The organism is Marinomonas sp. NPDC078689 (assembly GCF_044542435.1).
GTDB classification, from domain to species: Bacteria; Pseudomonadota; Gammaproteobacteria; order Pseudomonadales; family Marinomonadaceae; genus Marinomonas; species Marinomonas arenicola.
The window spans coordinates 578643-596473 of the sequence record NZ_JBITUJ010000001.1 but is presented as its reverse complement, the minus strand read 5'-3'; the positions used below and the strand labels follow the sequence as shown (position 1 = coordinate 596473).

General features: G+C 43.5%; 16 protein-coding genes. 11 read left to right on the top strand and 5 right to left on the bottom strand.

Going from position 1 to position 17831, the window contains the following annotated elements; genetic code table 11:
* Nucleotides 1–5: 5 nt before the first annotated feature.
* Complete coding sequence (locus ACIGBN_RS02735; protein WP_133001580.1) at nucleotides 6–1328, bottom strand: Na+/H+ antiporter family protein; 1323 nt, start codon at nucleotides 1326–1328, stop codon at nucleotides 6–8.
* 354 nt (nucleotides 1329–1682) lie between these two features.
* Between ACIGBN_RS02735 and nspC the strand changes: the two genes are divergently transcribed.
* The 10 genes from nspC (at nucleotide 1683) to ACIGBN_RS02685 (ending at nucleotide 13644) form a co-directional block, all read left to right on the top strand.
* A complete protein-coding gene (nspC, locus tag ACIGBN_RS02730; protein WP_133001581.1) occupies nucleotides 1683–2780 on the top strand; it encodes a carboxynorspermidine decarboxylase in 1098 nt (365 codons plus the stop codon).
* A gap of 48 nt (nucleotides 2781–2828) precedes the next feature.
* Nucleotides 2829–4073: a saccharopine dehydrogenase family protein gene (locus ACIGBN_RS02725; protein WP_133001582.1), complete on the top strand. Its 1245-nt coding sequence runs from the start codon at nucleotides 2829–2831 to the stop codon at nucleotides 4071–4073.
* A 256-nt stretch (nucleotides 4074–4329) separates the two neighbouring features.
* Nucleotides 4330–5715: a hypothetical protein gene (locus ACIGBN_RS02720; RefSeq protein ID WP_396663510.1), complete on the top strand. Its 1386-nt coding sequence runs from the start codon at nucleotides 4330–4332 to the stop codon at nucleotides 5713–5715.
* A gap of 192 nt (nucleotides 5716–5907) precedes the next feature.
* On the top strand, nucleotides 5908–6876 hold the full coding sequence (locus ACIGBN_RS02715; RefSeq protein ID WP_396663508.1) for a serine/threonine protein kinase: 969 nt from the start codon (nucleotides 5908–5910) through the stop codon (nucleotides 6874–6876).
* Nucleotides 6873–8834 (top strand): ATP-dependent DNA helicase RecQ, encoded by a 1962-nt coding sequence (locus ACIGBN_RS02710; protein ID WP_396663506.1) that lies wholly within the window; start codon nucleotides 6873–6875, stop codon nucleotides 8832–8834. Before ACIGBN_RS02715 ends, ACIGBN_RS02710 begins: the two co-directional genes overlap by 4 nt.
* A gap of 23 nt (nucleotides 8835–8857) precedes the next feature.
* On the top strand, nucleotides 8858–9793 hold the full coding sequence (locus ACIGBN_RS02705) for a glycosyltransferase family 9 protein (RefSeq protein ID WP_396663504.1): 936 nt from the start codon (nucleotides 8858–8860) through the stop codon (nucleotides 9791–9793).
* 384 nt (nucleotides 9794–10177) lie between these two features.
* Nucleotides 10178–10657 carry a hypothetical protein gene (locus tag ACIGBN_RS02700; protein ID WP_133001587.1) on the top strand — a complete coding sequence of 160 codons (480 nt, stop codon included), beginning with the start codon at nucleotides 10178–10180 and terminating at the stop codon, nucleotides 10655–10657.
* Between the two features lie 38 nt (nucleotides 10658–10695).
* A complete protein-coding gene (locus ACIGBN_RS02695; protein ID WP_396663502.1) occupies nucleotides 10696–11622 on the top strand; it encodes a tripartite tricarboxylate transporter substrate binding protein in 927 nt (308 codons plus the stop codon).
* Nucleotides 11623–11701: 79 nt separating this feature from the next.
* Nucleotides 11702–12154, top strand: coding sequence for a tripartite tricarboxylate transporter TctB family protein (locus ACIGBN_RS02690; RefSeq protein ID WP_133001589.1), 453 nt, complete (start codon nucleotides 11702–11704; stop codon nucleotides 12152–12154).
* Nucleotides 12155–12162: 8 nt separating this feature from the next.
* Nucleotides 12163–13644 (top strand): tripartite tricarboxylate transporter permease, encoded by a 1482-nt coding sequence (locus tag ACIGBN_RS02685; protein ID WP_396663500.1) that lies wholly within the window; start codon nucleotides 12163–12165, stop codon nucleotides 13642–13644.
* 242 nt (nucleotides 13645–13886) lie between these two features.
* Here the strand turns inward: ACIGBN_RS02685 and ACIGBN_RS02680 are convergent, their stop codons facing one another.
* The 4 genes from ACIGBN_RS02680 to ACIGBN_RS02665 form a co-directional block, all read right to left on the bottom strand.
* Entirely contained in the window at nucleotides 13887–14765 is an 879-nt protein-coding gene (locus ACIGBN_RS02680) for an NAD(P)-dependent oxidoreductase (RefSeq protein WP_133001591.1), read from the bottom strand.
* Nucleotides 14766–14975: 210 nt separating this feature from the next.
* Nucleotides 14976–15266, bottom strand: a complete 291-nt coding sequence (locus ACIGBN_RS02675) for a GIY-YIG nuclease family protein (RefSeq protein ID WP_396663497.1) — start codon at nucleotides 15264–15266, stop codon at nucleotides 14976–14978.
* Nucleotides 15267–15304: 38 nt separating this feature from the next.
* Complete coding sequence (locus ACIGBN_RS02670) at nucleotides 15305–15916, bottom strand: LysE family translocator (protein WP_396663495.1); 612 nt, start codon at nucleotides 15914–15916, stop codon at nucleotides 15305–15307.
* Nucleotides 15913–16116 (bottom strand): hypothetical protein, encoded by a 204-nt coding sequence (locus ACIGBN_RS02665; protein WP_343772224.1) that lies wholly within the window; start codon nucleotides 16114–16116, stop codon nucleotides 15913–15915. Before ACIGBN_RS02665 ends, ACIGBN_RS02670 begins: the two co-directional genes overlap by 4 nt.
* A 284-nt stretch (nucleotides 16117–16400) precedes the next feature.
* Between ACIGBN_RS02665 and ACIGBN_RS02660 the strand changes: the two genes are divergently transcribed.
* The gene (locus tag ACIGBN_RS02660; RefSeq protein WP_133002099.1) at nucleotides 16401–17819 is read left to right on the top strand and encodes a PLP-dependent aminotransferase family protein; all 1419 of its coding nucleotides are present in this window, start codon (nucleotides 16401–16403) and stop codon (nucleotides 17817–17819) included.
* Nucleotides 17820–17831: the final 12 nt, after the last annotated feature.

Here is a 17831-nt window from a genome sequence, read left to right as displayed (position 1 = left end):
CCCTTTTAAAGCACTAAAGAAGCGACCCAGCCCATCACAAGAAGCGGTAAGTTGTAATGCAAAAATGTTGGAATAACACTGTCTCTAATATGATCATGTTGCCCATCTGCATTCAGACCAGAAGTAGGCCCTAATGTAGAGTCAGAAGCTGGTGAGCCAGCATCGCCAAGCGCCGCCGCGGTTCCCACCAAGGCCACAACTGCAATTGGGCTAAACCCAAGCTGCATCGCAAGGGGAGTATAAATGGTTGCGATAATAGGAATGGTACTAAACGACGAGCCAATCCCCATTGTCACAATCAAACCAACCAACAACATGCTAGCAGACGCAACGGCTTGATTTGAGCCAAGCCAACCACCCAATAGATTAACCAAGGAGTTAACCTCACCGGTTGCACGAATCACCGCGGCAAACCCGGCGGCACTGATCATAATAAAACCAATCATCGCCATCAACTCAACCCCACCAGACAGCACTGTCTGAGATTGCTTCCAGCTAATTTGACCTGTAATAAAGTAGACCGCTAAACCACTTAACGCCCCAAAGATCATAGACCCGGTATAAAGCTGTGTCGCTAAGGCAACCACAATGGCCACAAAAGACACCATAATAGCATTACGACTTGGCAAGGTTAGAGAATCCAAATTGAACTCATTTTCTGAGGTTACGTATTCGCGAGGCTTACGGTAACTAAAGAAAACGGCAATCAGCAAGCCAATCACCATGCCGGTTGCAGGCAACCACATCGCTGGCGCAATGGCGCTCGGGTCAACGGTCAAGCCATTAGCCGCTAGATTACTCGCTAACAGCTGATGCAAAAAGACACCACCAAAGCCCACAGGCAACACCATATAAGGCGTCACTAAACCAAATGTTAAAACGCAAGCAATCAAACGACGATCAAGCTTTAAATAAGTCATGACGTGTAATAATGGCGGAACTAAAATAGGAATAAAGGCAATGTGTACTGGGATTAAATTCTGACTGAAAATGGCCATAATTAATAATACCGAGCACACCAAGGTACGCATTAGAGCAACATGATTAGGCGTTGGTGAACGGTTAATTAAGGCAATAATTTTATGCGCAAGCCAATCCGTTAAGCCAGAGCGAGAAATGGCCACGGCAAACGCCCCTAGCATCACATAACTTAAGGCGATAACAGCCCCTTCTCCAAGTCCTTGCTCAAATACCTGAGTGATTTTTAATAGGCTCATACCGCCGACCAGACCGGCAGTGATTGCACTAACGCACAACGAAATCACCACATTTAAACGCGCCACACTTAATATCAACATTAAGGCAACACCTACAACAACCGCATTCATCTCAATATCTTCCTAACAGCATAATGTGCTCACCGACAAATAAGCACAGGGGAATTCGCCAAAACGGCAATAAAACCCACAAATAAAGCCACATTAAGTGACAAGCGAAGGCGGCATTGTAGGGGAGCAAGATGATTTCTCAAGGAGAAATTAGAAGATGGCGACATTTTGTCTTATTTGTTCGATTGGATCCTTGCTAAGCATCGTCCTAAAAACTCGAAACCGAACTTCCATTCGACTTTGATTTTCCAAACAATTTTTGAGAAAAAATGAAGTGGTAAAATAGCAAAATCTTGCTAGAAAACGCCCCCATTTTTGCTCTAGAATACGCCTTTTCAAAAATGGGCCGTTGCCATGATCAAGACACCATATTATCTCATTGATAAAGCCAGTCTTCTAAAAAACTTAGAGAAGATTGCTTACGTGCGCCAACAGTCCGGAGCCAAATCCCTTTTGGCGCTTAAATGTTTCGCAACCTGGTCTGTGTTTGACTTAATGCAAGAGTACATGGACGGCACCACGTCTTCTTCTTTGTATGAAGTGAAATTAGGCAAAGAGAAATTTCAAGGTGAGACTCATGCTTACAGCGTGGCTTATACCGACGATGAAATTGAAGACGTCCTTGCGAACAGCGACAAAATCATCTTTAACTCCATTGGGCAGCTCTCCCGTTTCAATGAGGTTAGCCGCGATAAAACTCGTGGTTTAAGAGTTAATCCTCAAGTCAGTACCTCTGACTTTATTATTGCGGATCCTGCTCGCCCATTTAGCCGTTTAGGCGAATGGGACCCAGAAAAAATCGCAACCGTGATGGAACAAATTTCTGGCTTTATGTTCCATAATAACTGTGAGAACGACAGTTTCGAACGCTTTGATGAGATGCTCACTCACATTGAAAGCCGTTTTGGTCATTTGATCAAACAAATGAAATGGGTCAGTCTAGGAGGCGGCATTCACTTTACCGGTGAAAACTACCCTATTGACCTTTTCTGCCAACGTCTAAAAGCCTTTGCAGATCGTTACCAAGTACAAGTTTACCTAGAGCCTGGTGAAGCCGCGATTACCAACAGCACCACATTGGAAGTGTCTGTCTTGGATACCTTATTTAACGGCAAAAACTTGGCCGTTGTAGACAGCTCAATTGAAGCCCATATGCTGGACTTATTAATCTATCGTGAAAACGCTAAAATGGCCCCTTGCGATGGTGAACATGAATACATGGTGTGTGGTAAATCTTGCTTAGCTGGCGATATCTTTGGTGAATTCAAGTTCGACAAAGCATTGCAAGTAGGGGACCGCTTGTCTTTTCAAGACGCGGCAGGTTACACCATGGTGAAAAAGAACTGGTTTAACGGTGTTAAGATGCCGTCTATTGCCATACGCCAATTGGATGGCAGCATCGAGGTTGTGAGGGAATTCGACTATAACGACTTTGTGCAGAACCTTTCTTGATCACAAGTTAAGGCGGTTCACACTTTTTATTTTGGAGAGAGCGTTACTATGAAAAAAAATGTCCTAATTATCGGTGGCGGAGGCGTGGCTCGTGTTGTAGCCCACAAATGCGCCCAACACAATGACACACTGGGCAATATCGCAATTGCCTCCCGTAGCGTTGCAAAATGCGACGATATTGTAGCCAGTGTCCTAGAAAAGGGCAGCATGAAAGTCGAGGGTCGCATTCAGGCATACGCTCTTGATGCTCTTGATGTACCTGCCACTATTAAGCTGATTAACGACACCCAGTCTGAAATCGTCATTAACGTAGGTTCTGCGTTTATCAACATGTCGGTACTAGAAGCGTGTATCGAAACTGGCGCAGCTTACCTAGACACAGCAATTCATGAAGACCCAACAAAAATCTGTGAAACACCACCATGGTATGCAAACTACGAATGGAAACGCCGCGAATTATGTAAAGACAAAGGCGTGACCGCTATTCTTGGCGTAGGGTTTGATCCAGGTGTGGTGAACGCATACGCAGCACTTGCCTACAACGATTATTTTGACAGCGTTAGCGACATCGATATCATCGATATCAATGCAGGCAGCCACGGCAAATACTTCGCGACCAACTTCGACCCAGAAATCAACTTCCGTGAATTCACCGGACGTGTTTACTCTTGGCAAGACCGCGCGTGGCAAGAAAATAAAATGTTCGAAATCAGTCGAACAGATGACCTTCCTGTCGTTGGTAAGCAAACCGCTTACATGACTGGACACGACGAAGTTCACTCTATTTCTCAAAACCTAGACGTGCCGAATGTGCGTTTCTGGATGGGCTTTGGCGAACATTACATCAATGTTTTCACCGTACTAAAAAGTCTAGGATTATTGTCTGAACAGCCAGTGAAAACAGCAGAAGGCTTAGAAGTAGTGCCGCTTAAAGTGGTAAAAGCCGTACTTCCTGATCCTTCTTCTTTGGCGCCAGATTACACAGGTAAAACCTGCATCGGCGATGTTGTTAAAGGCATCAAAGACGGCAAAGAAAAAGAAGTCTTTATCTACAACGTTGCAGACCACAAAGACGCTTACAACGAAGTGGGTAGCCAAGGTATTTCTTATACCGCAGGTGTTCCTCCTGTTGCAGCCGCTATTCTCGTTGCCAACGGCACTTGGGACGCAAAAGAAATGCGCAACGTCGAACAACTTGATCCAAAACCTTTCTTAGGTCTATTGAATGAGATGGGCTTACCTACTCGTATTAAAGATGAAGACGGCGATCGCCCTTTCACTTTTAATCAATAACAGCGCATTGTTATCATTCTGATGAATAAATAGCCTCGCCCTCGCGAGGCTATTTTTTTCCTGCCCCTTATCTTCGCTTTCTTTGATGGAATCTGGCACCACCACCTATACTTGCTCGCTGCAGGTAGCTACTATTACGCACTTCAACAAAGCGTCAGTATTTCGAATAGAAACTGACAGCAAAAGACGATTTTATGCATTTATCGATAACGACGAGCGATCACGTTTTCTACTATTCTGCAATAAGGATTATGTAATGAAACACCAGGTTAAAATAGTAGCCATGATGGCTGCAATCACCCTAACGTTAGCTGGCTGTGCCTCTTCTCCAAGTAGCTCATCTGCACCTAGCCAAGCCGATACCGCTGCTCAAACACAGTTATCTGCAGACATAGAAGCCGTCAAGGTAGCCATCGACAACGCCACGACCACACTGACATCAGCAAAAGACAGCAAGCTGGATTGGTTCGCCACAGAGCAGGTCAATCAGGCACAACAGGCGCTCGACAAAGCCAAAGAATACTACGCAGAATTTGCCTCTGACCCCAGCGAAGCAAACGACAGTATTGGCTTTTTTAATTCTCAAACCAATATAGAAGCGGCGCAAGAAGGCCTAAATAACTTTCATGCCAAAATAAGCCAAGCAGAAGGCATTCGTGAGCAAGCTTTGACCGCACTCGAAGACGCTTTTTCAAACCGCAAACAATTGCAAGAAATTGGGGCAGACACACTCTACCCAACAACCTATAAGCAATTGGATAACGAGCTAAAAAACCTTGTCGATCAAGTCGCGAATGGCAAAGTTGATGCGGCCATCACGGCTCAGCCAAGCTTAGTAGGCAAACAGCGTGGGTTAGAAATAAAAACCGCCATTAAAGTGTACTTGTCAGACGCTAAAGACAAGTTGAAAAGACTGGAACTGGCACTAGTGAAAAACTATGCCCCACAAACGTTAGCACAAGCCTCAGCTGCGTTAATGGACGCTGAAGCATTCATTGCCGCCGAACCAAGAGCCACTGCAAAAATTAAAGAAAAAGCCGATGCGGTGATGTTTGCCATTAATCATGCAGAGCAAGTGTCCATTGCGGTGAAAAAACTTCGAGCCATGCCGCAAAGTGCCAATGAACGCTATATTTTGAACTTCGAGAAACTCTTGCTGGCGATTTCTAATGAATTGGGCGCCGTCGACTCTCGTGATCAAAGATTGAGTAAACAGGGGCAGCTTATTGTTCAATTTATCAAAGACAGCATGAAAAACGAGCAAGCAGTACAAACGGCCCAGCAAGACTTAAAGGCCACTATTGTTAAGCAAAATAACAATTTAGACATACTGAATAAACAAATTGATTCGCTCAATAGCAAGCTTGCTGATAAAACCGCATACATCACCTCGCTACAGAATCAAGTCGCTAATTTAATGGCGCAACTTGAGATGGCTAAAAAATCAGCCCAAAAAACAGCTGACGTCACGACAACACCCGCTAAAGACAGCGGCGTAACGGACGAAATGGCAACAGACACGACCACATCCACATCCAGCATTGAGCAAGATGCTGGCGACGCAATGATGGATCAAGACCCATCAAGTTCACCCAGTACTGACAGCGCTCTTGACTCGTCAGAGGAAGCGTTAGAAAAATAATCAGTCCACAGACAACAAGCAGTCGGATCAATCGGATCTGGCTGTTTGTTCCATTCAGCATTTCCCTCCCCCCCCTAATTCGCGCATATTTTTGCTATAATACTTTTATCAGGCCACCCCTCTTTTTCTTGGGCTACCAGATGCGCTTTTCGGTTTTCATCACTGCCTTTTTACTTCTTTAGAGCCAATATTATGTCCGCGACACACACTTTCTCAAGCCTAGTTCCTGACGTTATTTTAGACGCCGTTGAATCCACAGGATTATGGAGTGATTCGCGTATTTACCCGCTCAACAGTTATGAGAATAGAGTGTACCAAGTGGGCATTGAGGACAGTTCGCCGGTCATTGCTAAATTTTACCGACCAGAACGTTGGACTGAGGCACAAATCCGCGAAGAACATGACACCTTGCTCGCATTGCAAGAACAAGGTGTTCCCGTCGTCGCCCCCTTGGCATTCGAAGGTAAGACACTGTTCTTGCATAACGACATCTACTTTGCGCTTTCAGCAAAATTGACAGGGCAGCACCCAGAGGCAGATAACCTAGATCAGCTGTATCAGCTTGGTGAACGGATGGGGCAACTTCATCAAGCCATGCCAACCCCTTTCACGCACCGCATTAGCGTGTCTCCATTGGAACAAATAGAACAAGCTGGCGCACAAATATTGGCAGGAGAACATTTGCCACAACGGCTTAAAACAGACTATCAAAAGCAAATTTCCCGCCTTCATGAGATGAGCGCAGCCCAACTCAATGTCTATTGGCCAACACAATTACGCCCAGTTCATGGCGATAGTCACCGTAGCAACCTGATGCTTCATAATGAACAATTTCATCTTCTCGACTTTGATGATTGCCAAAACGGTGTGGCGGTTCAAGACCTGTGGCTACACCTAACGCAAACGGAAAACCCAAAACAGCAGCTCAGCGAAATGATCGAAGGATATGAAACCTATTTGCCTTTCGACACACGTGAGCTAGGTTTAATTGATGTGTTTAAAAGCGCTCGAATAATCCACTATGCCGCTTGGTTACAACAACGCTGGCATGATCCTGCTTTTATCAAAGCTTTCCCTTGGTTTACCAGTGATGAATACTGGATCAATCACCTAAATGAGTTAAAAAGCTGTGAACTAGAATGGGGAAACATATCTCGATGAATCCATTAGAATCAAAACTCGACGCCTTGTTTGGCTTTAATCAATTCCGCCAAGGTCAAGAGCAAACCATTCAGCAGTTACTCGCTGGACACTCCTCATTAGCGGTATTCCCAACTGGCTCAGGCAAGTCATTATGTTATCAATTTACGGCGACCCAGCTACCTAATCTGACCTTGGTTATTTCACCACTGATTGCCTTGATGCACGATCAATTAGATTTTTTGCGCAGCAAGGGCATCGCCGCTGCCAGCTTAGATTCAAGCCAAAGTAAAGAAGACAGCCAAGCGGTTATGGAAGGCGTGCAAAACGGTTCCATTAACATTTTAATGATTTCTGTTGAGCGCTTTAAAAACGAACGTTTTCGCCGCTTTATTAAGCAAGTCCCTATTTCCATGTTGGTGGTTGATGAAGCCCATTGTATTTCTGAGTGGGGACACAATTTCCGCCCTGATTATTTAAAACTGCCTCATTACCAACAAGAACTGCAAATCCCTTTGGTATTATTGCTTACGGCAACGGCAACACGTCGTGTACAAAGAGATATGGCACAGAAGTTCAATATTTACCCTGAACACATCACTCAAACTGGCTTTTACCGCGCCAATTTGGACATTGAGCTGATTCCAGCACAAAGCGATGGCAAAATATTTGAACTAAAGCGCCTCCTTAAGGAGGTTTCAGGACCAAGTATTGTCTATGTGACTCAACAGAAAACAGCGGAAGACATTGCCAATACACTGATGACAGAGGGTTTTCCAGCGAAGGCTTATCATGCGGGCTTAAAGGACGATGTGCGGCGCCAGATTCAAGCAGACTTTATGTCCGGTCAAACGCCAATAATTATCGCCACCATTGCGTTTGGCATGGGTATCGACAAAGCGGATATTCGTCTTGTCGTCCACTATGACCTACCCAAATCCATTGAAAACTACAGCCAAGAAATTGGCCGTGCTGGGCGTGATAATTTACCTAGCCGCTGTGTCATGCTCGCAAGCTTAGAAGGCCTTCATACCTTAGAAAATTTCGTCTATGGTGATACCCCACAACGCCATGAAATACAGAATCTACTCGACCAAATCAAAGAACACACAATTCATGATGAACAGTGGCATACAGATCAATGGGAAACCCAGCTTTATGGCCTTTCCAACCAAACAAACATTCGCTCTTTACCGCTAAAAACGCTGTTAGTACAGCTCGAAATGCTTGACGCAATAGAGCCAAAATACAGCTACTACGCAGAAGTTCGATTAAAATGGCAAACGGATCGCCATGCTTTTAAAGCGCACCTTCCAGCTGAGATGCAATCCACTTATGATGCGATATTAAACGGTATTCAGTATAAGAAGATTTGGGGAACACCCAACTTTGATACCATGTATCAACAAGCGGGCGTGACCCGAGGTGATGTATTACAAGTGCTAGAACATCTTGCTGATCAAAATATAATCACACTGGAGAGCAAGGGGCTTACTGAGGTCTATCAAGTGAATACTCAGGTTTTTCATCAGGAAACCCTGCTCAACCAACTCAGTCAGTATGTTGAAGAAAAAGAAAGCTCTGAAATAGAGCGCATCGCTACCATGATTCGTTTTTTCCAACTTGACCGTTGCCTAAATCACAACCTCGCTAAATATTTTGGTGATCAGAATGCACCACAGCACTGCGGCCACTGCTCGGTGTGCAAAGGTAAGGTATTGGCTTTTGCCGCACCAACCTCAGAGAAGGATAATTGGCAGCAAAACTTGGCTTTTTACATCAATGAATTCGTCTCTCATATGCAAAATAAAAGCCCTAATAGTCTAATCACAGAAGTGTTAGTAACACGATTTTTGACGGGTCTTACCCAACCTATTTTTACCAAAGTAAAAGCCCGCCAATTATCAGGATTTGCAAAGTACGAACAACAGGCTTATCGAGAGGTGCTTGATGCCGTTTCTCTTACAACAAACAGATAACGAATACATTTTAAGGTTAAACAATGAATCTAAGAAAAATTGAAGGCTTAAACATCGCATTAGTTAATCTATCAGGGATAGGTGACGTCATCTCCAGTTTATCCGTTGGATCACCTCTCTCTGAAAAAAACAAGGTGACATACATCATACCAAAGGCGTACCAAGGGCTTCTTTCCGATAGTGGTTTTGAGGAGGAAGCATCTGACAGTCCAAACTTCAATCGGTTTGATATAGTCATAGATTTAACGTCAAACAAAGAAAGCAGAAAGTTAATAAAATCAATTTCTGCAAAGTATAAAATAGGAAGATATAAAAACAAGATTCAAAAACTGAAATACAGTTTCCTATACAACAAAATGGTTGAAAAGTTTCCTAGTTATGACAACATAATAATGGACTACAAGCCTATTGTAGATTTATTCAACCTTCACTTCTCAAATATAATAGAGTTACAGAGTTTAGAAGAAGAGATAAAAAAAGAAATCATTATTCATATTGGTGCAGATAAGGAAATTAGACGCATTCCAACAAATCTAATAGTAGAGATATGCGATTATGCTAAGCAAAACAACATTACTGTTAGACTAGTAGGCACTGAAGAAATCTTAGCCAATGAAATACTGTCGAGAACAAAAAAATACCCTGTATATGAGAAAGGAAGCTTAAAAGATGTGAAAAGCTGGCTTAACGAATCAAGCTTAATAATTGCACCAGACAGCGGAATTTTTCATCTAGGGTCTGCTTTAGGGAAAAAAGCCATTGGGCTTTATGGACCAAATACATCATTAAGAGCAGGAGTAAAATCAGTCAATAGCCAACACCTTGAGCTAGATTATGATTGTAGACCATGCAATCAAAATATAACCTGCCCATATAATAATAAATGTATGAATGACATTCCATTCAATGAACTCAAGCACAGTATTGATGAGACATTTGGAATAAAAGAAAATATCTAAAATTGTTTTTGATATTAAAGGGCTAGAGGACAATGGCTGCGTGTAGTCCCATACACCAACCAAAAAACAGTCCTCTTTGGCTCTGTCCCTTCAATCACCTTGCCCCCCAAAAACACGAAGTTTGTCATCTAAGAGCAAACCACCCCCAAATCTGCTGACCACTCTTTATTTGTAGTATTATATTATGGTAAGTTACGATTCATGACTTGCTACTTGCCAAGATAAGACCTTCTAAAAGCCCTCTTATAAGCACTAGCTTGGAATAGAAATACTCAAATCACCATGATAAACACACCTTCTAAGGATGGGGGCTTGTCATGAGGAACTAACAATAAAAACTTGAGCATAGGGAAGAACGCTCGACCTAACGAGTAGGAGTTTGACATGGCAAGAGACCATAAACAGCTTGCTAAAGACGCGGTTGAACTGGTTAAACCAGCGATAGACAAGCTGTTTGAACAAACCAACCGAAAAGAACTGCATATTGTCATTATGGATCCCAGAATAAAGCCTTGGGAGTCAACATTTGAAGAGGCAATTCTGTATCAAGAATCTATTAAGAACTCATCGTGGAGCACTCCCTTTGATGTTCTTGCTAGAAACAAAGCGGCCCAAGCTTGGCGAAACAAAAGCGCCAACCTTCATCACCAAGCCGTGCACCCCTCTTCTCTACGTGATGATGATGTTCTCTTTTATGGCTCATTTGTCTATGGGGATGTTGTGGTTGCCTGCAGTGGTGTTCAGCAGTGGTTTGATATGCTTATTAGCGGCTGGATAGCCCTAGCATTTGAACAATTAGCCATCAGTGATTACCAACAAAGGAAGCTAGACCAACCTACTCAAATGTACAGAAACAACAAATAAAAAAGAAAACGACAATAAATATAAAAAAGGATTATGTAATGAAAAAAATAATTAGAAATACCATTGTTCTTGCTGGAATTTTAGCTTCTGCTTCTGCGTTTTCCGCTGATTACCCAAGCAAAAATATCCGTTTAGTCGTGCCATTTGGTGCTGGTGGCGGTACTGATGCGGTTGGTCGCACCTTGGCTAACAGCGCAAAAGACATACTTGGAACTAACATTTCTGTGATGAACCGAACCGGAGGCTCTGGTGCGGTAGGCATGAGCTATGGCGCGCAACAGCGTGGTGATGGCTATACCTTAACGGTTGTCACCCGCGAAATCGCTTCCTTACCTCAAATGGGCTTAATGCAACATACGGCCAATGATTTCAAACTCATTCGTATGGTCAACTTAGACCCTGCCGTTGTCCTCGTTAACAAAGACAGTAAGTTTAATAACATCAATGATTTAATTAAAGAAGCGAAAGCCAATCCAGGAAAAGTAAAGTTTGCCTCAACCGCAGCGCCAAACTTTTATTTGATCGCTTTGCAAAAAGATCAGGGCATTCAACTTAATGCCATCCCATACAATGGTTCATCAGAAGCCATTCCATCCGTCTTGGGTGGACACACTGCCGTGACCATGGTCACACCAGGTGAAGCCATTTCTCAACTCCGATCAGGTCAATTAAAAGCCTTAGGGGTGATGTCTAAAGAACGTATTTCATACATTCCTAACGTCCCTACTTTGATAGAACAAGGCGTTAATGTGACCAGTGGCACATGGCGTGGAATTGGCGCACCGAAAAGCACGCCAGATGAAATAATTGTTACCTTAGGAAATGCATTCGATCAAGCCATGGCATCCGATGAATTTAAAACCTTCATGGCCAAAGGCGCCATGACAATTCACAACATGAATGCCGCTGAGTTTACTCAGTTTGTTAAAGATGATACTCAATCTTTAGGTGCATTAATTAAGTAATAACACACAAACAGGGTTGCTACTGCTGGCAACCCTGTTTGTGATTACTGAGTTCAGTTTATTTCAAAAGGATTTTTCTATGTTAAATAGAAATATTGTTTTTCCTATATTAATCATTGTGATTAGTGCTGTTATATTGTCGTTAATCCCGCAATTTACTGTACCAGTCTATTATCAGCAAGACGCTAGCGTTGGGGCAAAATTTTTCCCTACGGTTTTGGTCATCGCACAAATCATCATCTGTATTGCATTGCTCGTTCAACACCGAGCCAAGAAGCATAAAGCACAAGAATCCGACGGATTATTTTCAAAAATGTCTTTCTTTGGCCTGTGTTTCTTAGTCGTGTATGCCGTACTAATAGGCCTTCTTGGCTACCTTATTGCCAGCTTAACTGCGTTTACCTTGTATTTGGCCTATTTAAAAACAAAGAAGCTTTCTTACTACCTTTTCGCCTATTTTTTTGTTGTTGCTATTTATTATCTATTTAGCCACGTGTTTGTTATTTCCCTTCCTGAAGGCATTATTTTTTAGAGGCTTCTATGATAGATCATTTATTTGTCGGCCTTGGTGCTGCATTTAGCTTAGCAATATTCCCTGTCCTTATATTTGGCGTTCTAGGGGGCATAATTCTTGGCGCACTGCCAGGCTTAACAGCAACAATGGGCGTGGCAATATTGTTGCCATTTACCTTTGGCATGGAAGCGACTGCCGCCATGGTGATGCTTATTGGGGTGTACATCGGTGGTATTTTTGGCGGTTCCATCTCTGCCATATTGTTAAAAACACCGGGGACACCCGCATCCGCAGCAACGGTTCTGGATGGTTATTCTCTGACTCAGAAAGGCGAAGCGGCACGTGCTTTGAGCATCGCGGCGGTCGCCTCTTTTGTAGGCGGATTAATTAGTACCATTATATTGATCGCTATTGCGCCTATGTTGGCAGAATTTGCATTGCGATTTAATGCTCCCGAATACTTCGCATTGGCCCTGTTTGGCTTGACCATTATCGCCAGCGTGGCATCAAAAAGTATCTTGAAAGGCTTATTAGCCGGTACCATTGGTTTATTGATTTCAACCGTGGGTCTCGACCCTATCAGCAGTGTTCCAAGATTTACTTTTGGAATCTTAGACCTCTACAACGGCATCAATGTCATCCCGGTTTTAATTGGTTTATTTGCGATATCAGAAGCCTTAACCCAACTAGAAAAACTGCATGCAAAAGAAAAAATTGCTGAGAAATTCAGTAATAAACTGATGAGTTTAAAAGACCTTAAAAGCATTCTACCTACGTCGATTAAAAGTGCTTTATTTGGTACCTCTATTGGTGCGGTTCCAGGTGCTGGTGCCGATATTTCAGCGTTTGTGTGCTACAACGAAGCCAAACGAGTCTCTAAGAACCCTGAAGAATTTGGTAACGGCTCTATTAGAGGGCTCGCAGCCGCAGAAGCAGGCAATAATGGAGTCACAGGCGGTTCACTCGTTCCCCTATTAACATTAGGTGTACCGGGCGATGCGGTTGCCGCCGTATTACTAGGGGCTTTGATTGTTCAAGGGCTGACTCCTGGACCACTCCTGTTCACTCAAAATCCAGAAATTGTCTACGGTATTTTTAGCTCTATGCTAGTGGCAAATATTGCCATGCTGTTAATTGGTCTATTAGGCATTCGCTTTTTCTGTCAGATCTCAAAAGCCCCTAAATTACTAATGATCCCCATCATTATTTTCTTATCGATTGTTGGGGCTTATGCGATCAATAATTCAATGTTCGACGTAGGCATTGCCATTTCATTTGGCGTACTTGGTTTTGTATTGAATAAATTAGAAGTGCCCACTTCGCCGATACTGCTTGCGATCATTCTAGGGCCAATGGCAGAAACCAATTTAAGAAAATCCCTATTGATGTTCGAAGGTAGCTGGTCGTTCCTATATGAAAGGCCTATCGCATTGGCTTTTATACTTTTGGCGATTTTCTCACTGTGGTCAACCATAAGAAGGCATAGAAAAACCGCTAGTTCCACTTAGCAAACTCACTTCAACTCTTGCTTTAGGCTTCTCAGAATGCACATCTGATGAAGCCTAAAAGCCCTTATTTATCTTTCCCTTGTCGCAATCTCTAGCTCGAACCACTCCCTCGCCAGAGCGCTTCCCTGTTCTCCAGTACTCCCAAGATAACGCTTGAAAAGTGGCCTTATGCGGGCAAAAAAAAAACGCCTCTAAAAAGAGGCGTTTTGACCATAACGGCATTAGATATTGATGGCTAACAGTTACGCATTCAATTTCATGAAATAGTCGAATATTTCAGGAACATTGCCATTTCCCATATCCAAATCCACGCCTGCTTGAAGGTTCGCTGACGTTCCTTCTGCAATTTGCGAGCGTGTTCCAAGGTCTTCTACCATCTTCAAAAAATAACCTAAATCTTTGTTAGCATTAGCTATCGAGAAGCCTAAATCACTGTTGTTATCAATCGCGTAGTTTTTACAAAAATGCATAAACGGCGAGTTAGAAGGACCTGTCGACATGATGTCAAATAATTGCTGGCGATCAACACCTGCGCGATCCGCAACAGCAAACGCTTGAGACATAGCCGTTACCGTTGTCATGCCCATAAAATTATTGATTAATTTAGTGGTGTGGCCTGCTCCCAATGCGCCTAAATGGAAAACATTTTCACCTTGTTGCTCAAGAATAGGCTTAACTTTCTCAAAGGTATCTTTATCGCCTGCGGCCATGATGTTCAATAAGCCGTCTTTGGCGTGGGCAGGTGTACGACCTAGAGGAGCATCAATCATACCCGCTCCTTTTGCGGCCAAATCGGCGCCAATTTTACGTGTAGATGCAGGGATAGAAGTACCGAAGTCAATTAATACGGCGCCTTCTTTAATGCCCGCTAAAATACCATCTTCAGCATAAACCAATGCTTCAACGACGTTTGAGGTCGTTAAACAAAGCATAACAATGTCACTTGCGGCCGCTAATTCTTTTGCGGAAGTCGCTTGTGTCGCACCACGTGCAACACAAGCAGCAACGGCGTCTTTATTTAGATCCATTACATTAAGCTCAAAACCTCTTTTTTGAAGGTTTTCAACCATGTTGCCGCCCATTAAGCCTAGCCCGATGAACCCAATAATAGGTTTCGTCATTTTTATTCTCCTAATGATTCAAATGCCAATATGCGTTTAATAGCACCAATTTAATTGTATGATTATATTACCATATTGTTTTTTAGTAAAAAACAAAAGATCACGCTTTACGTTTGATCAGACAAAAGAAGCGTGTTGGAAGGTATGACAAAAGAAGCGTGACCTATTAAGCAGGTCACATGGAAGAAGTCACCATGACTCGATTTAACGTCAAAGTGAGCTAGTCTTTATTAAGGAAGAGACACAAAGTTGGCCGTTAACTATCTGTAATTTCTGGCGTTTATTAAGTTGTTTAACACGATACTCTAGTACCAAGGCATCACTTCTACTCCCAACAACTTGATGCCATAGGAGCTCTAAGGGGCCTTTTCCTTTTAAATATCGTGCACCGCTTTTATTCGCACCTGAGTGCTCTTTAAAACGGCGCTCCACATCGGTGGTAACGCCAGTATAAAGTGTATCAAGACGGGTTTTGATGATATAGAGACTCCACTCATTCATAGTGATCTCCTTTGTCCTTGCTGCAAAATAGGGATTATCTAACCTCCCACCATTAACAGCAAGGTCGAAGCCGTGGCCAATCCCATGATGTAATTAAACGCTCGCTGGCGTTTGTCATCCGTTAACCAACGGCGAATCGCAACACCCGCCCATGCCCAAAGAGTAATCGCAGGAAACCCCATGCACGCAAACAAGACGATAATCCAAAAACCGGATTGCACATACAAGTCTCCGGCCAAAGAAAAGGAGCTGACACAGCCAACCGACATCATCCAAGCTTTAGGATTCACATACTGAAAAAGCGCCGCCTGCCACCATTGCATGGGCGAAGCCGACTGTTTGGCGTTAGACAGTTGGCCTACTGGGGCGCTGGCCACTTTCCAAGCAAGCCACAATAAATAAGCGCCGCCAACCCATTTTAAAACGGAGTAAATAGGAGGATAGAGTACAAATAATGCCCCCATCCCCAGCAGCACAGAAAACAACAAGGACGCCATGCCTAATACAATGCCAATCATATGGGGCAAAGTACGGCGAAAGCCAAATTGGGCACCAGACGCCAATAACATCATATTATTGGGTCCAGGCGTTACCGACATAATAAAAGCGAACAAAGCCAAAGCGAAAAAGAACGAAGCGTCCGTAATCATGATGAAGTTTCCTTGGTTTTTTTGCGCATAAGATCGCCAATAAATCCGCTAAAACTGGCCTGCGATAATTCTGCTTGACGAATCTCATGAGTCAGCCCCATATCCTGCATTTGCTGCTCACTTACCTTAATCAAAGACTTACGTGTTTGATAACGCTCAATGCAATATTGAACATGGGTCAATAAAGAAATAATTAGCATCACTCTATCTCCTTTTCGTCTCTGACTCACCTTAGCCTGGGTTGGTATTAGGCGTTTATTAGAGCCAATTCGGCACTCAATAAAAAGAACCACTGTGTATGAAGGTCAACTATAGAGAGAAGATCAAATACAATACAGACTCAGAAAAACACTTTATTAACAATACAGAAAACCCTAATTCTGTCTGTATGGCAGCAAACATAATAATCTGTATGGTCAATTTTGCGTCTTTATTCGTCTACAATAACGTACCCCCTGCCACTGACTTAACAGGACGCTACGCTATGACGCTCTATCAAGATTTGTCAGAACGCTTAAAAGAACACATTGAATTAGGTTTCTATAAACCTGGTGACAAACTTCCATCGGTACGTCAGTTATCTCAAGAGCATGGCGTGAGTATTTCAACCGTTCAAGAAGCCTATCGGCAATTAGAGCAAGAAATTTTAGTAGAGGCTCGACCAAAATCAGGCTACTTTGTTGTCCAAAAACAGCGCATTGATAACCTCCCCAGCATCTCTCGGCCACCTCAACGCCCATTGGAAGTCTCACAGTGGGAAGAAGTGTTCAACTTACTCATGATCCGAGACAATGCTAACGGAGTACAGTTACAGCACGCCATGCCTGATATGACGGCGTCAACTTTAAAACCTTTGCTAAAAACCTTGGCGGATTTAACCAAACAAAACCCTGCATTAGGCTTAGGCTATGGCGACCTAAGAGGCTCAGAAGAACTGCGCACGCAACTATGCCGTTTAGCCGGTGCCTCTGGCTGCCAACTGCATCCAGACGACCTGGTTGTCACATCAGGATGCCAAGAAGCACTTTCTGTTTGCCTACGGGCAGTGACAGAACCCAATGATATTATTGCCATCGAATCACCCAGTTTTTATGGTTCTATGCAAGCCATCAAAGCGGCTAACTTAAAAGCGATGGAAATTCCCACTCACCCAGAAACTGGCATCAGTTTAGAGGCTTTAGAGCTGGCGCTCGATCAATGGCCAATCAAAGCCATTTTAGTCACGCCAACCTGTAACAACCCTCTGGGCTACACAATGTCGGACGACAAAAAAGAGCGCTTATATAGATTGGCGCAAAGCTATGATATTGCCATCATAGAAGACGACATTTACGGTGACATCGCTTATCAATTTCCTCGCCCTAGAAGCATCAAATCGTTTGATGAAGATGGTCGTGTCTTACTCTGCTCATCCTTTTCTAAAACCGTCGCACCAGGGATACGCGTAGGCTGGATAGCCCCTGGGCGTTATCGAGACAAGGTTACTCACATAAAATACGTCAGTAGCTCCATGTGCCCTACGCTACCGCAATTGGCCATTGCCAAATTCATTCGCCTTGGTGGGTATGACAAACACATTCGCACTATGCGCCAGCGCTATGAAAAGCAAAGAGATCATATGTTAGCCGCCATCAAACGCTACTTTCCAAGCAACACCCGTGTTAGTTTTCCTGATGGCGGTTTTATCTTATGGGTAGAGCTTGATAAAGACATCGACAGCATGAAGTTGGTGGAACAGTGCCGTTTGGAGGGAGTTGGATTCGCACCTGGGCCTCTGTTCTCCGCCACCGGAAAATACCGCCACTGTTTTCGTATTAATTTCAGCGAACAAGGCATGGAACAACGCGAAGCTGCCATCAAAACCTTGGCGCAAGTCTTACTGAAATTCCAGCCAGTAAATTAACCTTATCTTTTA

Coding starts and splice junctions, on each gene's coding strand:
- ACIGBN_RS02735 (WP_133001580.1), bottom strand. CDS start 1,328: ATGAATGCGGTTGTTGTAGGTGTTGCCTTAATGTTGATATTAAGTGTG.
- nspC (WP_133001581.1), top strand. CDS start 1,683: ATGATCAAGACACCATATTATCTCATTGATAAAGCCAGTCTTCTAAAA.
- ACIGBN_RS02725 (WP_133001582.1), top strand. CDS start 2,829: ATGAAAAAAAATGTCCTAATTATCGGTGGCGGAGGCGTGGCTCGTGTT.
- ACIGBN_RS02720 (WP_396663510.1), top strand. CDS start 4,330: ATGAAACACCAGGTTAAAATAGTAGCCATGATGGCTGCAATCACCCTA.
- ACIGBN_RS02715 (WP_396663508.1), top strand. CDS start 5,908: ATGTCCGCGACACACACTTTCTCAAGCCTAGTTCCTGACGTTATTTTA.
- ACIGBN_RS02710 (WP_396663506.1), top strand. CDS start 6,873: ATGAATCCATTAGAATCAAAACTCGACGCCTTGTTTGGCTTTAATCAA.
- ACIGBN_RS02705 (WP_396663504.1), top strand. CDS start 8,858: ATGAATCTAAGAAAAATTGAAGGCTTAAACATCGCATTAGTTAATCTA.
- ACIGBN_RS02700 (WP_133001587.1), top strand. CDS start 10,178: ATGGCAAGAGACCATAAACAGCTTGCTAAAGACGCGGTTGAACTGGTT.
- ACIGBN_RS02695 (WP_396663502.1), top strand. CDS start 10,696: ATGAAAAAAATAATTAGAAATACCATTGTTCTTGCTGGAATTTTAGCT.
- ACIGBN_RS02690 (WP_133001589.1), top strand. CDS start 11,702: ATGTTAAATAGAAATATTGTTTTTCCTATATTAATCATTGTGATTAGT.
- ACIGBN_RS02685 (WP_396663500.1), top strand. CDS start 12,163: ATGATAGATCATTTATTTGTCGGCCTTGGTGCTGCATTTAGCTTAGCA.
- ACIGBN_RS02680 (WP_133001591.1), bottom strand. CDS start 14,765: ATGACGAAACCTATTATTGGGTTCATCGGGCTAGGCTTAATGGGCGGC.
- ACIGBN_RS02675 (WP_396663497.1), bottom strand. CDS start 15,266: ATGAATGAGTGGAGTCTCTATATCATCAAAACCCGTCTTGATACACTT.
- ACIGBN_RS02670 (WP_396663495.1), bottom strand. CDS start 15,916: ATGATTACGGACGCTTCGTTCTTTTTCGCTTTGGCTTTGTTCGCTTTT.
- ACIGBN_RS02665 (WP_343772224.1), bottom strand. CDS start 16,116: ATGCTAATTATTTCTTTATTGACCCATGTTCAATATTGCATTGAGCGT.
- ACIGBN_RS02660 (WP_133002099.1), top strand. CDS start 16,401: ATGACGCTCTATCAAGATTTGTCAGAACGCTTAAAAGAACACATTGAA.